Origin of the sequence: Streptomyces sp. TLI_053 (assembly GCF_900105395.1) — a bacterium.
Classification (GTDB): domain Bacteria; phylum Actinomycetota; class Actinomycetes; order Streptomycetales; family Streptomycetaceae; genus Kitasatospora.
This window is the reverse complement of record NZ_LT629775.1, coordinates 656,037-672,745: the sequence shown is the minus strand read 5'-3', so window position 1 is coordinate 672,745 and position 16,709 is coordinate 656,037. Positions and strand designations below refer to the sequence as shown.

12 protein-coding genes are annotated in these 16,709 nt (G+C 70.7%); 2 read left to right on the top strand and 10 right to left on the bottom strand.

The window, feature by feature from the left end; genetic code table 11:
- Positions 1-159: 159 nt before the first annotated feature.
- From BLU95_RS02510 to BLU95_RS02495, 4 genes are read right to left on the bottom strand one after another with little or no spacing between them, the layout of a single operon-like run.
- Positions 160-999, bottom strand: coding sequence for a hypothetical protein (locus BLU95_RS02510; protein ID WP_093858465.1), 840 nt, complete (start codon positions 997-999; stop codon positions 160-162).
- A gap of 7 nt (positions 1,000-1,006) precedes the next feature.
- Entirely contained in the window at positions 1,007-2,743 is a 1,737-nt protein-coding gene (locus BLU95_RS02505) for a hypothetical protein (RefSeq protein ID WP_093858464.1), read from the bottom strand.
- Positions 2,744-2,759: 16 nt separating this feature from the next.
- Complete coding sequence (locus BLU95_RS02500) at positions 2,760-3,557, bottom strand: hypothetical protein (protein WP_093858463.1); 798 nt, start codon at positions 3,555-3,557, stop codon at positions 2,760-2,762.
- A gap of 59 nt (positions 3,558-3,616) precedes the next feature.
- A complete protein-coding gene (locus tag BLU95_RS02495) occupies positions 3,617-4,489 on the bottom strand; it encodes a hypothetical protein (RefSeq protein WP_093858462.1) in 873 nt (290 codons plus the stop codon).
- A 285-nt stretch (positions 4,490-4,774) separates the two neighbouring features.
- Here BLU95_RS02495 and BLU95_RS02490 point away from each other — a divergent pair, with 285 nt between their 5' ends.
- Positions 4,775-5,329 carry a chloramphenicol phosphotransferase CPT family protein gene (locus BLU95_RS02490; RefSeq protein WP_093858461.1) on the top strand — a complete coding sequence of 185 codons (555 nt, stop codon included), beginning with the start codon at positions 4,775-4,777 and terminating at the stop codon, positions 5,327-5,329.
- A gap of 94 nt (positions 5,330-5,423) precedes the next feature.
- Positions 5,424-6,248, top strand: coding sequence for an NAD(+) synthase (gene nadE / locus BLU95_RS02485; RefSeq protein ID WP_093858460.1), 825 nt, complete (start codon positions 5,424-5,426; stop codon positions 6,246-6,248).
- Positions 6,249-6,377: 129 nt separating this feature from the next.
- Here the strand turns inward: nadE and BLU95_RS02480 are convergent, their stop codons facing one another.
- From BLU95_RS02480 to BLU95_RS02455, 6 genes are all read right to left on the bottom strand, one after another.
- Positions 6,378-7,037, bottom strand: coding sequence for a 2'-5' RNA ligase family protein (locus BLU95_RS02480; RefSeq protein ID WP_093858459.1), 660 nt, complete (start codon positions 7,035-7,037; stop codon positions 6,378-6,380).
- 19 nt (positions 7,038-7,056) lie between these two features.
- Positions 7,057-7,434 carry a nucleoside triphosphate pyrophosphohydrolase family protein gene (locus tag BLU95_RS02475; RefSeq protein ID WP_093858458.1) on the bottom strand — a complete coding sequence of 126 codons (378 nt, stop codon included), beginning with the start codon at positions 7,432-7,434 and terminating at the stop codon, positions 7,057-7,059.
- A 38-nt stretch (positions 7,435-7,472) separates the two neighbouring features.
- Positions 7,473-7,958, bottom strand: a complete 486-nt coding sequence (locus BLU95_RS02470) for an NUDIX domain-containing protein (RefSeq protein ID WP_093858457.1) — start codon at positions 7,956-7,958, stop codon at positions 7,473-7,475.
- A 1,357-nt stretch (positions 7,959-9,315) separates the two neighbouring features.
- The gene (locus tag BLU95_RS02465) at positions 9,316-10,344 is read right to left on the bottom strand and encodes a hypothetical protein (protein ID WP_093858456.1); all 1,029 of its coding nucleotides are present in this window, start codon (positions 10,342-10,344) and stop codon (positions 9,316-9,318) included.
- Between the two features lie 66 nt (positions 10,345-10,410).
- The gene (locus tag BLU95_RS02460; protein WP_159424734.1) at positions 10,411-15,348 is read right to left on the bottom strand and encodes an RHS repeat-associated core domain-containing protein; all 4,938 of its coding nucleotides are present in this window, start codon (positions 15,346-15,348) and stop codon (positions 10,411-10,413) included.
- Between the two features lie 367 nt (positions 15,349-15,715).
- A complete protein-coding gene (locus BLU95_RS02455) occupies positions 15,716-16,684 on the bottom strand; it encodes an AraC-like ligand-binding domain-containing protein (RefSeq protein ID WP_231978220.1) in 969 nt (322 codons plus the stop codon).
- Between the last annotated feature and the right edge of the window lie 25 nt (positions 16,685-16,709).

Below are 16,709 nucleotides of genomic sequence, written 5' to 3'. Positions count from 1 at the left end.
CCTTGCGGATCGTTTACGAACTGTCATTGCAGCGCGCCGACGACATCCTGCCGGTGGGGGCGTTGTGCGCTCCATATGGGGGAGGGGTCGGTCGATCCGTCGCGCGCCGGGATCGGGGTCGGGTGTCACCCGTGCGGGGCCGTCGGCCTTCGTGGCCGCTCAGGCCCAGTCGCTCTTGACGATCTTCTTGATCTGCTCCTGCTCGCCGTTGAAGTATGCGTTGATGATGTCCTCCTGTGTGATCCCTCCGTTGTCGAGCACCTTCCTGATGGCCTGAGTGTTCTCGCTGTAGACGGTGCAGGGGCCCAGGCTTCCGGTGCGGGTCCACCGTTGATCGATGCCGAGCGCCTCCTGGGTGAAGTACTCGGTGCAGCCTTCCAGCAGGAACGGCCCCAGGCCTCCTGCTCTGTCGTGCTCGTGGAGATGGAACAATTCGTGGGCGATCGCACCGACTGTGTAATTCTCTTTGTTCATCTTGATCTTCCCTCCCTCGGTGAGCCCCTCGGCGTCCAGCGCGCTGCCGCGCAGCTGCGCATTCGCCTCCGCCCAGGCGCCGGCGTCCAGGAACGCGACATAGCCGTCCGGGCTCTTGATCACCTTTTCGAGAAGATCGACCGAAATCCCGAGGCTCTTCAGGAAGGGTTCCACGGCCCTGCCCGCGCCGACCACCTTGTTCTGGTCGGTTCTTGCATGTCTGACTTTTATCTGGTTGTCGACGATCAACAGCAGGCGGTCGTGGGGATCGTTCCAGATCTGGACCTCCCTGCCTTTGAATTCCTCGTGTTGCAGGATCTTTGTACGCACCCCCGTGACCCCGGTGGGGGCGAGAACCGTGAAGTACGGCTGCCGGCCACGAGCCGAATCCTTCTGGAAGAGGCAGGCGACTTCCGAGAAGTTCTGATGGTCCGTCTTGATGCGGATGGTGCACTCGTCCGGTGAGGCTCCTACGAGACGGGTCATGAGGTCGGCGGCGAACGTGTAGTCGATGACGGCTGGCATCAGTGCTTCAAACCCCTCTCGGAATGCCGATTCGGCACACGGCCCCCTGGAACCCGGACACGTCGAACGTGGATACCAGATCGCCGGTCGTGCCGTCGTGATAGAAGCCCAGTTCCCTCAGTTCCAGGAGTCGCAGGCCGGATGCGTCGAGGCTCGCGCCGAAGAATCCCAGGAGGTCCTGGAGGGTCACACCCCCCGCCGCGTCCTTCCAGTGGAGGGCGATGGTTCCGCCCTTGCCGGTCGTGGTCAGCGACCCGGTGAACTCCATGGCGACCGTCCGGCCGTCGGCCGTCGGCAGCACGACGGCAAGGCGCCCACCGATCGTGAACAGGCCCGCGCCGCGCGCGGCGATGATCTCGAAGGGCAGCGAGAGCCCCATGATGTCGATGTGCCCGGCGGCCCGGAGGGCGAGGTCCTTCTGTCCCACCACCGTGGAGACGAGCACTTCGTCCAGCGCGCACGCATGGAAGACCTCGGGGAGCTGCTGGCCCGTCACCGTCTCGATCCACCGTGCGACCGGCTCCGTGGAGAGGTCGAACGCCGCACCGGAGACGACCCAGCGTTCGAGGACGGCGTCGTCGTACTGGGCGATCAGGCGCATCTGCGCCGTTCCGACGGCGATGCCGCCGACGCAGTACACCGAAGGGCTCCCGCCGGCCCTGCCGCGGACACCGGCACCGATCCCGGTCAGCCTGATGACGTCCCCGACCACGACCCACGGGTCCTCGACGCCAAAATCCAGTGCGTACGACTTGTCGGTCAGGTCCAGGGTGCCGGAGAGCGTCACCGCGCCGGGAGTGAACCCGTCGGGAAGCTCGAACAGTTGGGCCACGTCGACCTGGCCGATCGCCTCCACGTACACCACGCCCTGGGGAATGGAGACACTCGCGAGGAAGTCGATGCCCAGGAGCCTGAACCGGCCCGCGGCGACGGCTCCGCAGGAGAGCGGACCGTTCGGCGGGGCCAGTACCGAGACCGACAGGCTGACGCTCCGAAGGCTCAGGAATCCCGGGACGATGTCCCAGTCGCCCGCGAGGCGGAGCGTGATCCACGCCGCGTCCAGGGAGCCCGTCGCGGAGTCGGTCTCGATTCCCAGCCCGCTCAGGGAGAGGCCGCGCGGGAACGCCACCCCGGGCAGTCCGTCCAGGTGGACCGAGGTGCCGACGATCTCCCCGAGCAGCGCGTCGATGCCTGAGACATCCAGATCGCAGTCCCTCGCCACGAGGCTCTGACGCCCGTTCCCGGTGTCCGACAGCCGCACCTCGATGTCCTTGCTCCTCCCGTTCGCGCCGGTGAGCGGCCAGTCGAACACCCCGGCGAGGTCCTCGGTGACGCTCTCTCCGCTCGTCACGGTCGTGTCGTAGGCGAGTTCCAGGCAGGTCCGCGGATTCCTGGCGCCGCGCGCCCGGTACGCCGTCATGTCGGTCAGCCAGTGCCCGGACCGGGCGCGCCAGTCCGGGCACTGGACGACGAATCGCAGCGATGCCACGGACGTGGACCCGGTGTCCGCGGTGAAGTGCAACTCGATGCCCGTCCCGTTCGCGTTCCAGGGGAGCTGGACGAATCCCTTGAGCGTCCTCGTTCCTTCGTCCAGATCCGCACCCGACAGGCTGATGCTGGAAGCCATGAAATGGTCCCGAACGAACCCCTCGAACGCCGGGGAACCGAAGTCGGCGGGCCTGATCGAGCAGTTCCCGCTCTCCGGCCTGATCTTCTCGGTGAATTCCTTGAGATCGATGGGCATGACGCCTCTCCTGCGTTCACTTCGGAAGCCTGGTGTGAAGCACCGAAATCTGCGAACCGGCGACTCCGGATTCCCCGTTGGTGTCCACCAGCACGCTGGTGACCCAGTCACCGGTGGCCATCTCCCACGGCCAGTAGTCCAGCGCGCCGGCGGGCGGGCTCCCGGTCACTACGACCCGGTCCGTCTCGCCGCCGATGTGAACGGCGTCGACGGTGCCCTGGACCTTCTTGCACAGCGCCGCCGGCGCGGACGACATCAGGAGCACGCACATCCGGCCGAAGGCCAACCTCAGCACCATGCTGTTCATGTCCCGGTCGACCGGGCCGCCGCCCGCCCCGGAGACACCGGTCCGCCCCGAACCGTTGACGGCCTCTACCGCGAGGAGAGCGCCGCCGCTGCTCACCAGGGCGGGGCCGCCGAGGGACGAAGCGCCCAGAGCTCGGGCGTCGTTCTTGATCAGCCAGTCGCGGGTCGGTGACTTGTACTCGTCCGCTTCGGCGCCGTGGAAGACCTTCCCGATGCGAAGGCCGGTCGTGGCCCCGGAAAGTGCCGAGTGGTGCCGGGCGCCGGTGTTGGTGACGAGGACCAAGTCCAGTCCGAGATCGTTCGGCGGTTGTCCGCTTTGCCTGAGCGCGTCCTGCAGGCTCGCGCGGATCCTCGTCACGGGCTCGGCTCCGGGTGTGTCGGACCCGCAGTCGACGAGGACGGTCACCGGGCGGTCGCCGGCGGGATCACCGCCGTCCGCCGAGGGCCACACCGGCAGTACGAGGAGCAGGCCGAAGTCGCATGCTTCCCCGAGTCCGGCGACGCGCACCGTCGGATCTCCCTGCGCACCCCCTGTAGTACTGGTTTCCACGCTTGTCTCCCGAACGGTCAGAGTTTCGTGGGCTGAACCGGCTCCCCTTTTTCGTTCCAGTACTCCCGTTCCCGCTTCCAGTTCGCGGGCGCGGTGTAGTTCCGGCTCCCTGGTGGCACCGCGGCATTGAAGCCGATGATCCCGTCGTAGCGCGCCGAGGGGTCGGTGAAGGGGTTGAAGACAGCAGCACTGGTCCTGCCGTTCTTCCGGCTCTCCCCGGCCGTCGACATCAGGTGGCATTCCGTCAGCTTCGCAGGGGATTTCTTGTCGGCGCCGGCACTCATTACCACGGTGATAGTGTGCTTCGTGGCGTCGAGAACGGCCGTGCCGAGGATCCGGTACGGCGCGTCCCATTCTGCTTGCTCCCAGGCGTAGTTGCGCACCTCGGGAGTACTGTAAGGGAGTCGGGTCTCGTCCCAGATGTTTTTCTGGGCGGATATGTAGTATTTCGTGGGAACGATCCGGTAGCACCAGAAGTCCCGGGCCTCGATGGTGAGGGAATCTCCTTCCTTGTGAATTTTGAACCCCTGCTCCTCCAGTAGTTTGATCGCGAGGTCGATGCTGGAGCCGACCAGTCCCTTGAAGGCTCTGCGTCGGGCCTCTTTGAACAGGTGCAGCCCGAGGACCACCGAGGTGGTCGTACTGATCAGTCCGGTGTCACGCCTGATGAAGTCGTCCCCGGCGATGTGTTTGACGAGGTCGTAGTGCGTCCCGCGGGCAGTCAGGCCATTTGTGAACACGTCGTCCGGATGTCTGTCGTCGAATCGGTAGACCTCCCCAGGTCTCCACTCGTTCGCCACCCGCAGGATCTCCTTTCCCGGAGACACCTGTGTGCGCAACCCCGGGGGGACGGGAGGCTGCTGTTTGAACGAGTACTTCTCGTTGTGCATGAGACGGAAAACCTTCCGGTGTGCCGCCCGGACTCCATTTGTGCACGACTGCATCAGGTCCGGTTCGCCCTCGTCCGCAGAGAACTCCGAACAGTCGCATGTCGTTCGACTACGGAGGTTCTGGTCCTACGGCAACACGGAGAGAGTCCCTCCGCAACCCTGAGTGCGGCGTCCGGACTGCGGCGCAGCGCGTCTCATTCGTATACATATGACAGTCGCGTCCCGGCCCCTCGAGGCGATGGTCCCCGCTCCCTGCGTTCGGCGCCCCGCCGTAGGCTGCGTCCTGTGCGTACACAGGTGATCGTCCTCAACGGAGGCTCCAGCTCCGGCAAGACCACGCTCGCCCGGGCGCTCCAGGAGCTCCTGCCCGGCGCCTGGCTCGCGTTCGGTGTCGACATCCTTGTCGACGCCCTGCCCGCCAGGCTGCGGGACGGTGCCGACGGCATCGCGGTCGAAACCGAGACCGTCACCGTCGGGGACACCTTCCGGCTGCTCGACACGGCCTGGGCCCACGGCATCGCCGCCATGGCCCGGGCCGGCGCCCGCGTCGTCGTCGACGACGTCTTCCTCGGCGGCCCGGCCTCCCAGCAGCGCTGGCGGGACGCCCTCGACGGCCTGGACGTGCTCTGGGTCGGGGTGCACTGCGCCCCCGAGGTTGCCGCCGCCCGCGAAGCCGCCCGCGGCGACCGCGCGGAGGGCATGGCGGCCGCCCAGGCGCTCGCCGTCCACGGGGGCATCGACTACGACCTCACGGTCGACACCGGCACCCACCCGATCGCGTGGTGCGCGGCACAGGTGGCGTCCGTGGTGGCGGCTCGGGTGGCGGCCCGGGAGGAGTGAGTGGCGGGGGAGGCCGTGGGCGGTCCGGGGGCTCATCTAGAGTTGGGGGCCGGTCCGGTGAACGGGGGCCGGTGGGTCTAGTGAGGAGCAGGTCGTGAGCGACGTGGCGGCTGTGCAGCGGGAGATCGCGCGGGAACTCCAGGTGGAGTCGGAGTTCGACGCGGCGGTGGAGATCGAGCGGCGGGTGGCGTTCCTGGCGGAGCGGCTGACCTCGACCGGCCTGCGGTCGCTGGTGCTGGGCATCAGCGGCGGCGTGGACTCGACGACCGCCGGCCGGCTGTGCCAGCTGGCGGTGGAGCGGGCGCGGGCGGCCGGGCACGAGGCGACCTTCTACGCGATGCGCCTGCCGTACGGCACCCAGGCGGACGAGGCGGACGCCCAGCTCGCGCTGGAGTTCATCCGCGCGGACCAGGTGCTCACGGTCGACGTGAAGGCGGCGAGCGACGCCACGCTGGACGCGGTGCGGGTCGGCGGGACGCGGTTCCGGGACGCCCACCACGAGGACTTCGTGCAGGGCAACATCAAGGCCCGGCAGCGGATGATCGCGCAGTACGCGGTGGCCGGCGCGCACGACGGTCTGGTGGTGGGCACCGACCACGCGGCGGAGGCCGTGTCCGGCTTCTTCACCAAGTTCGGCGACGGCGCGGCGGACGTGGTGCCGCTGACCGGGCTGACCAAGCGCCGGGTGCGCGCCGTGTCGGACGCGCTGGGCGCGCCGGCCGCGCTGGTCTGGAAGACGCCGACCGCCGACCTGGAGACGCTGAAGCCGGGCCTGCCGGACGAGGACGCGCTCGGCGTGACCTACGACGAGATCGACGACTTCCTGGAGGGCAAGCCGGTGTCGGAGGAGGCGTTCGCCACGATCGTCCGCCGCTACCGGCTCACCGAGCACAAGCGGCAGCTGCCGATCGCGCCCTGACGGCTCGGCCGTTCGGACATCGGGTGGCCCGGTGACTGCCGAGGGTCCTCTCGGCGGTCACGGCGCCGGATCGGTCCGGAGCCGCCGCCGGCGTCCCTGTCGACCGGCCGGCCGGACCCGCACCGGATGTCAGCCGGCCGGACGCTGCCCGCGCAGCGGGACGGTCGCCACGGGCTCCCACGACAGCTCCCAAGCGGGCCGGCCGTCGGGGCCGGGCCGCGGGTGCCACAGGACGTCCAGCAGTTCGACACCGCCGATGCCGAGCGGGGCGTGGCTGGGCGAGATCCGGCGCAGTTCGGTCTGCAGGGCGTCCGAGGACGCGGTGTCGAAGGCGTAGCCGAGGGTGAGGTGGGGGCGCCCGCCGTCGTGGAGGAGCGCGCCGGGCCCGCGCGTCTCGCTGATGGCGTCGCGGACGCGGCGGCGCAGGGCGACCAGTTCGTCGTCGGGATGGCAGTCGAGGTAGGCGCCGGCCCTGGTGGCGACGGGGCTGCCGACGGTGACCCGGATCGGGCCGGTGCCGGCGAGGTGGCGGTGCAGCGCCTCCGCCAGGGTCGAGCGTTCGGCAGGCGTGATCCTGTCACTGGTGGTGTCGGCCACCATCTCCACGGTGCAGTGCAGGGTGCTGGTCATCGGGATGATCGGGAAGGCGGCCATGGCCTTGTGGGATTCGCCGACCAGCTCGGCCAGTTCGGGATGGGCCGCGAGGTCCGGTACCGCGTAGACGTGCAGCGCCCGGGCGCCACCCGCGGGCCAGTCCTGCCCCTGCCACTTCGGTACGAACCGTTCCATCGTTCTCCTTCGTGGATCGTCATGCGGACGGTGCGGACGGCGGTGAGGTGGGAGACGGCTGCTCGGCGGCGGTCAGCTGTGCGCGGACCCGTGTGGTGAGGGTGGCCATGTCGGCGGGGAACCGCGCTTCGAGGTCGATGCCGGTCGCCTCCGCGATCACGAGGAGGGAGAACAGGCAGTCCGACAGTTCGTGGGCGATGGCCTCGCGGTCGGCCCTCACGTCGGTGCGGTGACCTTCGTGGGCCATGACCAGCTTCGCGAGGTCGCCGACGTCGCCCACGAAGCCGAGCGCGTAGTCGGTGAGGTCCCACCGCCGTCCGAGCCGTTGGTCGTTGAGCCGGTCGTAGGCGTCCCGGACTTCGCGTGCGGCGGCGTGCAGTCGTTTCCGGTCGGGCATCGTGTACTCCAAGGGCATCGGTGGCGGTGGCAGGTGTCTCAGGCGCCGACCAGGGCGCGCGGGTCGACGGAGCTGTCCCAGCCGTGGGTGGAGAACCCCCGTCGGTCGCCCGCGAGGTAGGCGGTGAGGGCGGCGTGCGAGGTGGGGAACATCGGGGTGGGCAGCGCTCCGGCGTCCGTCCAGAGGACGGCGAGGTGCTTGTCCGGTTCGGCGTTCGTCAGCTCGCCCTGCCAGGAGGTCGCTGCGAACACGGAGAGCAGGAACGGACCCTGGCCGTCCCACCCGGCCTTGACCTGGACGGTGTGGACCAGGCGCAGCTCATCGGCGTCGACGGCCAGGCCCGTCTCCTCGCGCAGCTCGCGGGCGGCGGCCTCGTCGAGGCGCTCGCCCTCCTCGACCTTGCCACCGGGGACGGTCCAGGCGGGCACGGCGGACCAGGTGTCGTTGGCGTAGTGCACACAAACGACCTTGTTGGTCCTCTCGTCGTGGACGATGACGCAGACGGCCTGACGCAGGGACTGCATGGGAGCTCCAACCGGTAGGAGGAAAAGGGGCGTTCACATATCGTGGTTCGGGTCGTGCGGTCGACCGTGGTGACGTCGGTGCTGATGGCCGGGGTTCCGGGTAGCGCGATGGTGACGGCGAGCCGCGACGGGCGTCGGCGGCAAGCAGGGCCGGGGCCCGTCCGAGGCCGAGCGGCGTTCGGCGAAGAGGCGGCGCCCGCTCTCGTCGACGATCTCCCCGACGCTCAGGTGCCGGGCGCGGTCGTGGGAGGGAGCGCACGCCCGGCGGCTCGTAGGGACCTGCCGCGTCGCGCAGCAGCCGGTCGGCGTCCCCGGGGGGCGGGGCGGGCGGGGCGTGGTCATGCGGGCCGGCCGACGGTGGACAGGGTGCTGCCGCGAGTGATCTCGCGGAGCGCGTGGGCGGGGTAGAGCACGGTGTCGCCCGGGCGCTGGGTGTTGTCGAGCGGATTCACGCGTTCCTTCCGGAGGCCGGGCCGACCGTGTCGGCGAGCAGTGGCAGGTAGGACTGGAGACAGGGTGGGGCTTTCGGGTCGGCGAGGTGGGTGAGTCGGCCGAAGTCGATCACTGAGCAGGCTCCTCTGTGTCGTGGGCGGGCACGGCCGGACGGCCGGGGGAGGTGAACTCGGCGGCCGGGTCGGTGGGGGGCTCCACGAAGGCCGGCGGGTGTGGACGGTGTTCGAGCGCGGGGAGCCGGACATCGGCATCCGGGCGCGGCAAGTACGGCATCGGGAAGATGAGTTGGATGGCCGGTCGGGGATCGAGGTGACTTGATGATGAAGCTGTTCGAATCGGCCCTTCAACCGGATTTCCTCCGGGCGAGCCCGGGTCGAACAGGGACATTTCGAACACTCGCAGCCACGCGCCAGTACCTCTTCCGCTCGGCCGGGCGGGGGTCCGACAGGGGGGCGGAGCCCAGTGCGCAGACGGCGAGCGCCCGTTCGAGTGCGGTCTCCCGGCTCTGCTCGAGGTGCCGGCGGGCGCCGTCGTGAGCGGGGCGCCCGAGAGGCGCGGATCCGTCGCCGGATTCACTCGTTCGGCCGGCGGGCCGGCCGGGAGGTCGCCGGGCAGCGGAGGTGCCGGGGGCGGCGTGGCGCCGTGAGGACCGAGCCGAGTGCCTGCGTGGTGCTCCGGCGCAAGGGGCAGAGGGCGTCCGGGGAGGCGGCCGGATCCCCGGCGAGCATCGTGTTCCCCGTGCTGAGGCGGGGAATGTACGAGCATTTCTCGCCCGGGCTTCACGCAGCTGTTCTGACTGTCCGTCGGCAGCGTTGCCTACCGCACCGACCCGCTCACGCCGCGCACCCGCGGCCGGCAGGCCGGCCACGGGTGCGCGGCGCCCCGCCCCGGGCCGGCCGGGCGCCTACGGCACGTGGTCGTAGAGCTTGAGCGCGCTGGTGATGTCGGACCCCTTCAGCCAGAACGTGCCCTTGTTGCCGTAGCGGTCCCAGGCGACGATGCGCGAGGTGAACCAGGCCGACCAGGCGGTCAGCGGTCCGTTCGGGATGACCCAGCCGTCGCCGCCGGTGGTGGCGTGCACCCAGGTGCAGCACAGGTAGCGCCCGGGGTACTCCCGGTCGTAGATCCACGCCCAGTCCGACCACAGGTTGCCCTCGGGGAAGTCGACGATCTGCCCCAGGCTGCCGCCGTCGTCCTCGGAGTAGTACGCGGAGTCGTGCGGCTCCTGGTACCAGATGTAGGCGCCGTAGAAGTCGTCGCGCCCGGACGGGATGCTGTACGCGACGAGTCCGTCGTAACCGTCGTCGCTGTAGTGGCCGTGCACCCGGAAGGTGACGAAGTAGTTGCCCGGCACGTTCAGGGAGAGGTAGTAGTTCCAGGCGTCCGTCGTCACGTCGGTGGTGTCGTCGCCGAACTGGGTCGTGGCGCGCGAGTAGTTCCAGGTGATGTCCCCCAGCATGTACGTCACGGCCGCCCTGGGGGTGAGCGCGACCTTGCTGTGGAAGCTCCCGTCCTGGGAGCTGGTGACGGTGTTCCCGGCATCGGTCACGACGCGCACGCCGATCGACTTCGGATTCGCCCCGGGCTGGCAGTAGACGTAGAACTTGACCTGCTGGGCGCCCTGGTCCGCCGTCGACGTCCCGGGGCGTTCGCCGGACCGGCCGGGGACCGCGACGAAGTCGTTGGCGACGTCCGTGTAGCCCCAGCCCGTGCTGCCGCGCCAGTTGAGCTTCGTCCCGTCGACGTAGTCGACGAGCCAGAGATTGGCGACCAGGTCCTTGGGGTCGACCTCGATGCTCTTGCCGTGTTCGTCGACCGGCGTGATGTCGATCGTCACGCCGATCATGTTCTGACCGTTCGCGTAGACGTCGCAGCTCTGCTCGCCGCTCTCCAGAACCACGGAGAGCTTCGACACGTTCGTCCAGATGGGCACAGTCGTCTCCTTCGTTCGTGCGGGCCGGTGCGGGTCTGCGGGGGCCGGGGCGGTCCCGGACGGCGCTCAGTGGGCCGGGCGCGGTCGCCGCGGCACGTAGGAGTAGGTGGCCTCCAGGCCGAGGAACTCCCGGACCAGGTCGTCGTTGCGGCTGAAGCAGAAGGCCGCGATCACCTCGCACCCCGGATCGCTGTTGAGGATCTCCCCGATCCGGTCGATCGTCAGGTCGGGGGTGTTGTGGACGTACACCTGGTTCGCCCAGGTCGTCCGCAGCGGCCGGTTCGGCGCCCTCCTGAGCGTCCGGGGCGTCCGGCCGAGGTCCTCGACGAAGAAGCCGTACTCCGTGTGGCGGACGGTCCTGGCGCCGAGCGGGTCGCCGTGCGTTCCGCTGAGGATGTGGACCCGCTTCCCGCGCTTCAGCGCGTCCCGGGCGACGTCCTCGACCATGGTGCCGTTGACCGGGTCCTGGCTGACCCACACCCGTTCGCCCCTGGCGTTCTCCACGGACTGGAAGCTCCAGATCCGCCGGCCCGGCCGGATCATCGGCCGGCCGAGCAGACCGGGGCCGACAGCGGGCGGCTCCAGCGCTCGGGCGGACGCCCCGCCCGCCTCCTCCGGCAGGGCGAGACCGCGCGCCGCCCCTCCGGAGAGTGCCGGGGCGCGCCCGGCCGCCGTGCGGGCGAAGCCCAGGCCGCCCGCGGCCAGCCCGGCCGCCCCGGCGCCGAGCGAGACCCAGCCGAGGATCGAGGACGCCTTGGGCGAGGCCGTCTCCAGCGCGCCTCCGACGATGGCGGTGACGTCGGAGGCGACACCCAGGGTGCCGACGACGAGCGTGGTCGCGGAGGCGGCGCCGATCGCGGCCATGACGCCGCCGGCGGCGGCGATCGCCATGCCTCCGGTGACCACCGTCAGGGCGAGGCCCGCGATGCCCAGGCCGATGCCGAGCCAGGCCTGCCAGCTCAGGTGGCCCGAGGGGTCGATCCGGTTGACCGGGTCGCCCTCGCAGTACAGGTAGGGGTTGATGCCGCCCGCGCCGAAGGGGCTCAGGGTGTCGGGGGTGTTGAACCGCAGGAGGGCCGGGTTGTACGCCCGGGTGCCGTTGCCGAGGTGGTGCGCGCCGGTGACCGGGTCGCACGGCTGGCCGGCGAAGCCCAGCAGGCTGCCGGTCGCCCCGGGGGGACGCTGGCCGTGGGGGGTGAAGGCGTACTGCTCCCGGCCGTCGGCGCCGGCCGCCAGCCGCACCGTCCCGGTGCCGTCCGTGGCGAGGAGCCCGGTCGATCCCCGGCGGACCTGCGCCACGTAGGTGCCGTCGGCGAGCTGGACCAGACGGCCCGGCCGGTCGTCCTCGACCACCGCCGCGAGGGCCTCGCCGCGGTAGTACCGGACGTCGGTGCCCCCGCCGGCCTCCTGGGTGAACAGGCGGTTGAGCGGATCGTATCCGTACCGGCTCGCCGGGCCCGCGGACCGCAGCCGGCCGAGGGCGTCGTAGCCGAGACTGCGGCCGGCGTCGTCGGTGGTCAGCCGTCCGGCGGCGTCGTAGCCCAGGTCGGTCCGCGACGGCCCCTTGCCGCCCGTCCGCCGGACGGCGGTCAGCTGGCACGGGTCCGACGGGTTCTCGAACAGGTACGTCGCGGTCCCGGAGCCGTCGGTGAACCGCGACCGGCACTGGGTGACGTTGCCGAAGGCGTCGTAGGCGAAGGTCTGCCCCACGACCTCGTTCCCGTCCACGTCGGTGGGCGGGGCCGGGCCGTCGCAGGTGTACGTGGCGAGCCGGTTGCGGCTGTCGTAGGTGAAGGTCTCGTCGCGCAGCAGGTTCGCGCCGTCGGAGAAGGTCCGGCGGCCGAGCAGGTCGTCGTCCTGCCAGTGCTGGACGAGCGACCAGGTGCCGCCCAGGTTGTCGCTCGTCGCGCGGAGCACCTCGCGGCCGAAGTCGTCGAAAGTCAGCGTCGTGGTCAGCGCGTACCCGGACTGCTGGTCCTCGGCGGTCCACCCGGTCGCCCGGCCCGCGCTGTCGTAGCTCGGCAGGACCCGCACGGCCGGGTCCGTGACGGCGGTGATCCGGCCGTGGAGGTCGCGCGTGGTCCGCCGGGCGGAACCGTCCACCCCCACGTAGTCGTGCTCCAGTCCACCCAGGGTGAAGCTCCAGCCGGCCACGGCGTCGGGGTGCCCGGACCGGGCGGTGGTCTCCGTGCGCGGCAGGCCGGCGGCGGTGTACTCGCGGGTGACGGTGACCTCGCCCTCCTGGGCGCTGGTCAGGACGCCGGAGCGCGGGTCGTGGCCGAGCGCCTGGGTGACGGTCCCGGCCCGCACCGCGGAGACGGCGTTGTCGAGCTCCGGCACGAACGTGAAGGAGACCTGCTGCCCGTCGGGCGCGGTGACCACGGCGGGCAGCGGGTCGCTGTCCCGGGCGTACCGGTAGGACCAGGTGCGGCCGCCGGAGCTCGCCGCCGTCGACCGGCCCAGGCCGTCGAACTCCTGGGTGCCGTAGGGCACCGCGCCCACGGTGAGGCCCGTGCTGAGGCTGTCGGAGGAGAACGGCGCGTAGCCGCGGGTGGTGACCGTGCCGTCCGGCAGGGTGGTGCGGGTGGGCCGGCCGTGGGCGTCGTAGTCGTGGCTCGTGGTGCGGCCCGCCTCGTCGGTCGCGCGGCGCAGCCGGCCCCAGCCGTCGCGTTCCAGCACCCGCCGGCCCGCCGACACGCCCCGGAGGTCGAACCGCTCCATCGCGACCGGCTCGCCCCGGAGGTCGTGCGTCGTCACCCAGGTACCGGTCACCGGGGAGCCGCCGCCCAGGTGCCGCACCGTGGTGGTGAGCGCGACGGGATCCGTCGCCGCGGTCCGGCCGGTGCCGTCGCTGCAGGCGCTGCCCGACACCTGGCCCCAGTCGTCGTAGGTGTACGTCTGGGTCAGATCGACCACCTGGCCGCCCCCGCCGGGCAGGTGGTCCGCCGCCGTGGCGGAGGACGTCCGGCCCTGCTCGTCGTAGGCCGTCCGCTGGACGGTGCACCAGCCGCCGTCGCCGTCGGTGTCCCGGCGCTCGCCCAGGACCGGCCGGCCCGCTCCGTCGAAGCTCGTGCGCTGCTGGTTGCCGAGCGCGTCGGTGGAGGTCACCACGAACGGCGCGGAGGTGCCGACCTCGTAGCTCCAGCTCTCGGTCGCCTCGTACGGGGTGTCCGGCCCGGTGGTGCGGGTCAGTGGGCGTCCCAGGCCGTCGTAGGTGGTCGCGACGACGTTTCCCTGCGGGTCGGTGGCCGAGCGCAGTCGCCCGGTGAACCGCGAACGGCGCTGCGAGCGCGTGACGGTGAGGCGGTCGTGCGTCGTCAGCGTGTGGGTCTGGACGAGCTCCTCGCCGTCCGTCCGGAACGCGAAGGTCTGGGAGGCGGTGTACGACGCGCCGCCCTCGCCGTCCGGGAACTCGGCCTCGTCCACCCCGGTGAGGCGGCCGAACTCCGGGCCCGAGGTGCTGTGGGCGAAGTCGTCCCGCTGCAGGAGCCGGCCGTCGGCGTACCGCCGCTCCGAGGACTTCAGCACCACGGTGGGCACCCGCGCGTCGGGCGTCGAACAGGCGGTGTAGGCGTAGGCCGTCCGGTGGACCGGCGCGTCGAAGCCGGTCGGCGGCGGGGTGCGGGTGACGTCCTTGAGCCACCGGGTGAAGCCGTGGGGGTCGGGCGGGCAGTCCGCTCCGCTCCCGCCCGGCGGGTAGTACTCCCAGTCCGTCCGGGCTCCGTCGGGATCGGTCCGGCTCTGCGGATTGCCCGCCTCGTCGAATCCGGTCAGCGTGACCTCGCTGCGCGTCGCTCCGGTGGGTCCGGTCCAGGTGACCGTGTGCGTCCTCGGGAGCTGGAACCGCTCGTCCTGCTCGTCGAACGGGAGACCGGCGGTGGCGTAGTAGTCCGTCCGGACGTGCCGGGAGGAGCCGTTGCGGCCGGTCGTCTCGTCCGTCAGCAGGTGGTAGCTGTTGTACGAGCGGGTGGTGGTCGTGGTCGAGCCGCCGCAGGTGACCGATTCGGTGGAGCCGTAGGAGTAGTCGGTCATGACCCCGTAGAGCGTGTCCTGGTCCGGGTCCCAGGCGGCGCCGGAGTGGCCACCGAGGAAGTTGGTGTCCGTGTAGTCGTACTCCACCTCGATCTGCGGCTGCCCGCCGCCGGGGGCCCGGACGTACCGGTCCACGCAGGGCAGGGCGGGCAGGCCCGCGGAGTCCGGGAACCGGTGGCCGGATTCGTCCTGCCGGTAGGAGACCGTCTCGGACATCCCGCCCGGCGTGCTCACCGCGGTGATCCACGACCCCCAGACGCCCTCCGGCCCCATCGGCTCGGCCGAGAGGCTCCACACCAGCGGCTCGTCCGCGCCGGGCCCGACGTGGAGCACTTCGGAGAGCAGGTTGTTCCGGAACCGCAGCTCGACGCGGAATCCCTCGGACCGGTCGGGCAGGACGTTCAGGGTGGCCTTGACGTCGTCGCCGTATTCCACGGTCAGCAGGCTGTCGCTCTCGTCACGGACCTCCTGCAGCCGCGGGAGGGGACCGTCACCGAAATCCCACGTCAGACTCAGGAAATGTCCGGCGGGCGTGATCAGTGCCGTGGGCACCTTGAGATCGAATCCGTTGTCCGGCCCGGTCAGGATCTCGACATCACCGGACTTGTGCACCACGCGGTAGGAATCGTCGTCCTTCGTCACCCGAACCGTGTCGAGCTTCTTCTGCATCAGAAAGACATCGGTGTCGGTCTCCAGCACTTTGTACTGCTCGCCGGAGGAGAGGGTCAGCAGCCGAGCGGCCCGGTCGAAGGTGGTCAGTCCCAGCGAAACCCCCTGCCCCAGGCCCACGTCGGCGCTGGTGAGCGGCGAGTATCCGAGGGTCAGCGGGAACGACGGTCCGAGGTTGCGATTGCCGACCGGGTTCCCCAGTCCGATCCGGACGTTGAACAGGCCGGTACGGGGATCCACACCCCCGGACACCGCGCTTCCGAAGCTTCCGGCCTGTGTGAAGAACGACGACATGGAACTCATGCTGAGGCTCCCGGGGCAACAGACGGCAGGAGAGAACCCGGCCCGCCGAAAGGGCCGGTTCACGCACCCGTGCAACATCGAACCGTCCTGCGGGGCGCCGCACACGGAACTCACGGTCCGGCTGATGCCCCTACGGCTTTCCTTCACTTTGACGCGCCGTCGGTCCCCGCGTCCTCGGCACCCGCAGAATGGCTGATTCCCGCGCCGGTCGGTCCGGTGACGAACGATCGTCGCGAAGTCGGCCGACCGGTCCGGGATTTCGGTGCGAACCCGGCGGGCCGTGCGATCCGGGCAAGCCGCGTGATCCCGTCGGGCCGTGCGATCCGGGCAGGCCGCGTTGTCCGGGCGTGCGGTCGCGGAAGGTCGCTCACGCGGACCTGTCGCCGATCTGCCAGTCCCTCGGTGACATGCCGTAGGCGGCGCGGAAGGCGCGGCTGAAGTGGCTGGAGTTGGCGAAGCCCCAGCGCCGGGCGATCCCCGCGACCCCGACCTCGCCGGCCACCGGCCGCAGGAGGTCCCGGCCGCAACGTTCCAGCCGCTGCGTCCGGATCCACCCGCCGACCGTGACGCCCTCGCGCTGGAAGAGCTTGTGGAGGAAGCGGACCGACATGAAGTTCGCCTCCGCGATCGAGGACGGTGAGAGGTCCGGATCGCGGAGATTGCGCAGGATGTGGTCCTTGACGCGCTCCAGGGAGGCGTCGGTCCGCGAGTCCTGCGGCCGGGCACGTCCGCCCCGGTCGTCGATGAGCATCGCGAGCAGGTCGAGCGCCGTGGCCGCGGCGCGGCGCCCGAGGGCCTCGTCCAGTCCTTCGGCCTCCTGCGCCATCCGGGAGAGATAGGTCGCCACCAGCGCGGCGCTGCCCTCGGTGCCGCTGAAGGTCGTCGCGGTGAGCGCCCGCAGGTCCGTCTCCCGGATGTCGAGTTCCGCGCGGGGGAAGAGGAAGGAGGTGAAGACGAACTCCTCGTCGATCCTCTTGCGGAAGACGCGGGAGGTGTCGGTGAGGGAGAACTCGCCGGGGCGCACGAGCGTCTCCCGGCCGTCCTGCTCCTTGAGCGCGGTGCCGCGTTCCTGGAGGGTGAGGATGAGCGAGGAGGGGTCGCCGTCGGCGATCATGCGCCTGCCGCGCGCCACCACCTGTGGGCCGGCCTGGACCCTCGATATCCGTACGGGGCCCAGCCGGTGGCCGACGATCCGGCCGGGCGACGGAACCTTCTCCAGGAGGTTCACGGCCATCGGGACGAAGGCGTGGGAGACCGCCTCGTGCCAGCGCTCCGCCCGGTCGGAGGGGGAGAGGGACGTGGTGGAGAGGGGCGTGCTGGAGAGGGGCGTGGACACTTGGGTCCTCTCGGAGTGAGGGGGC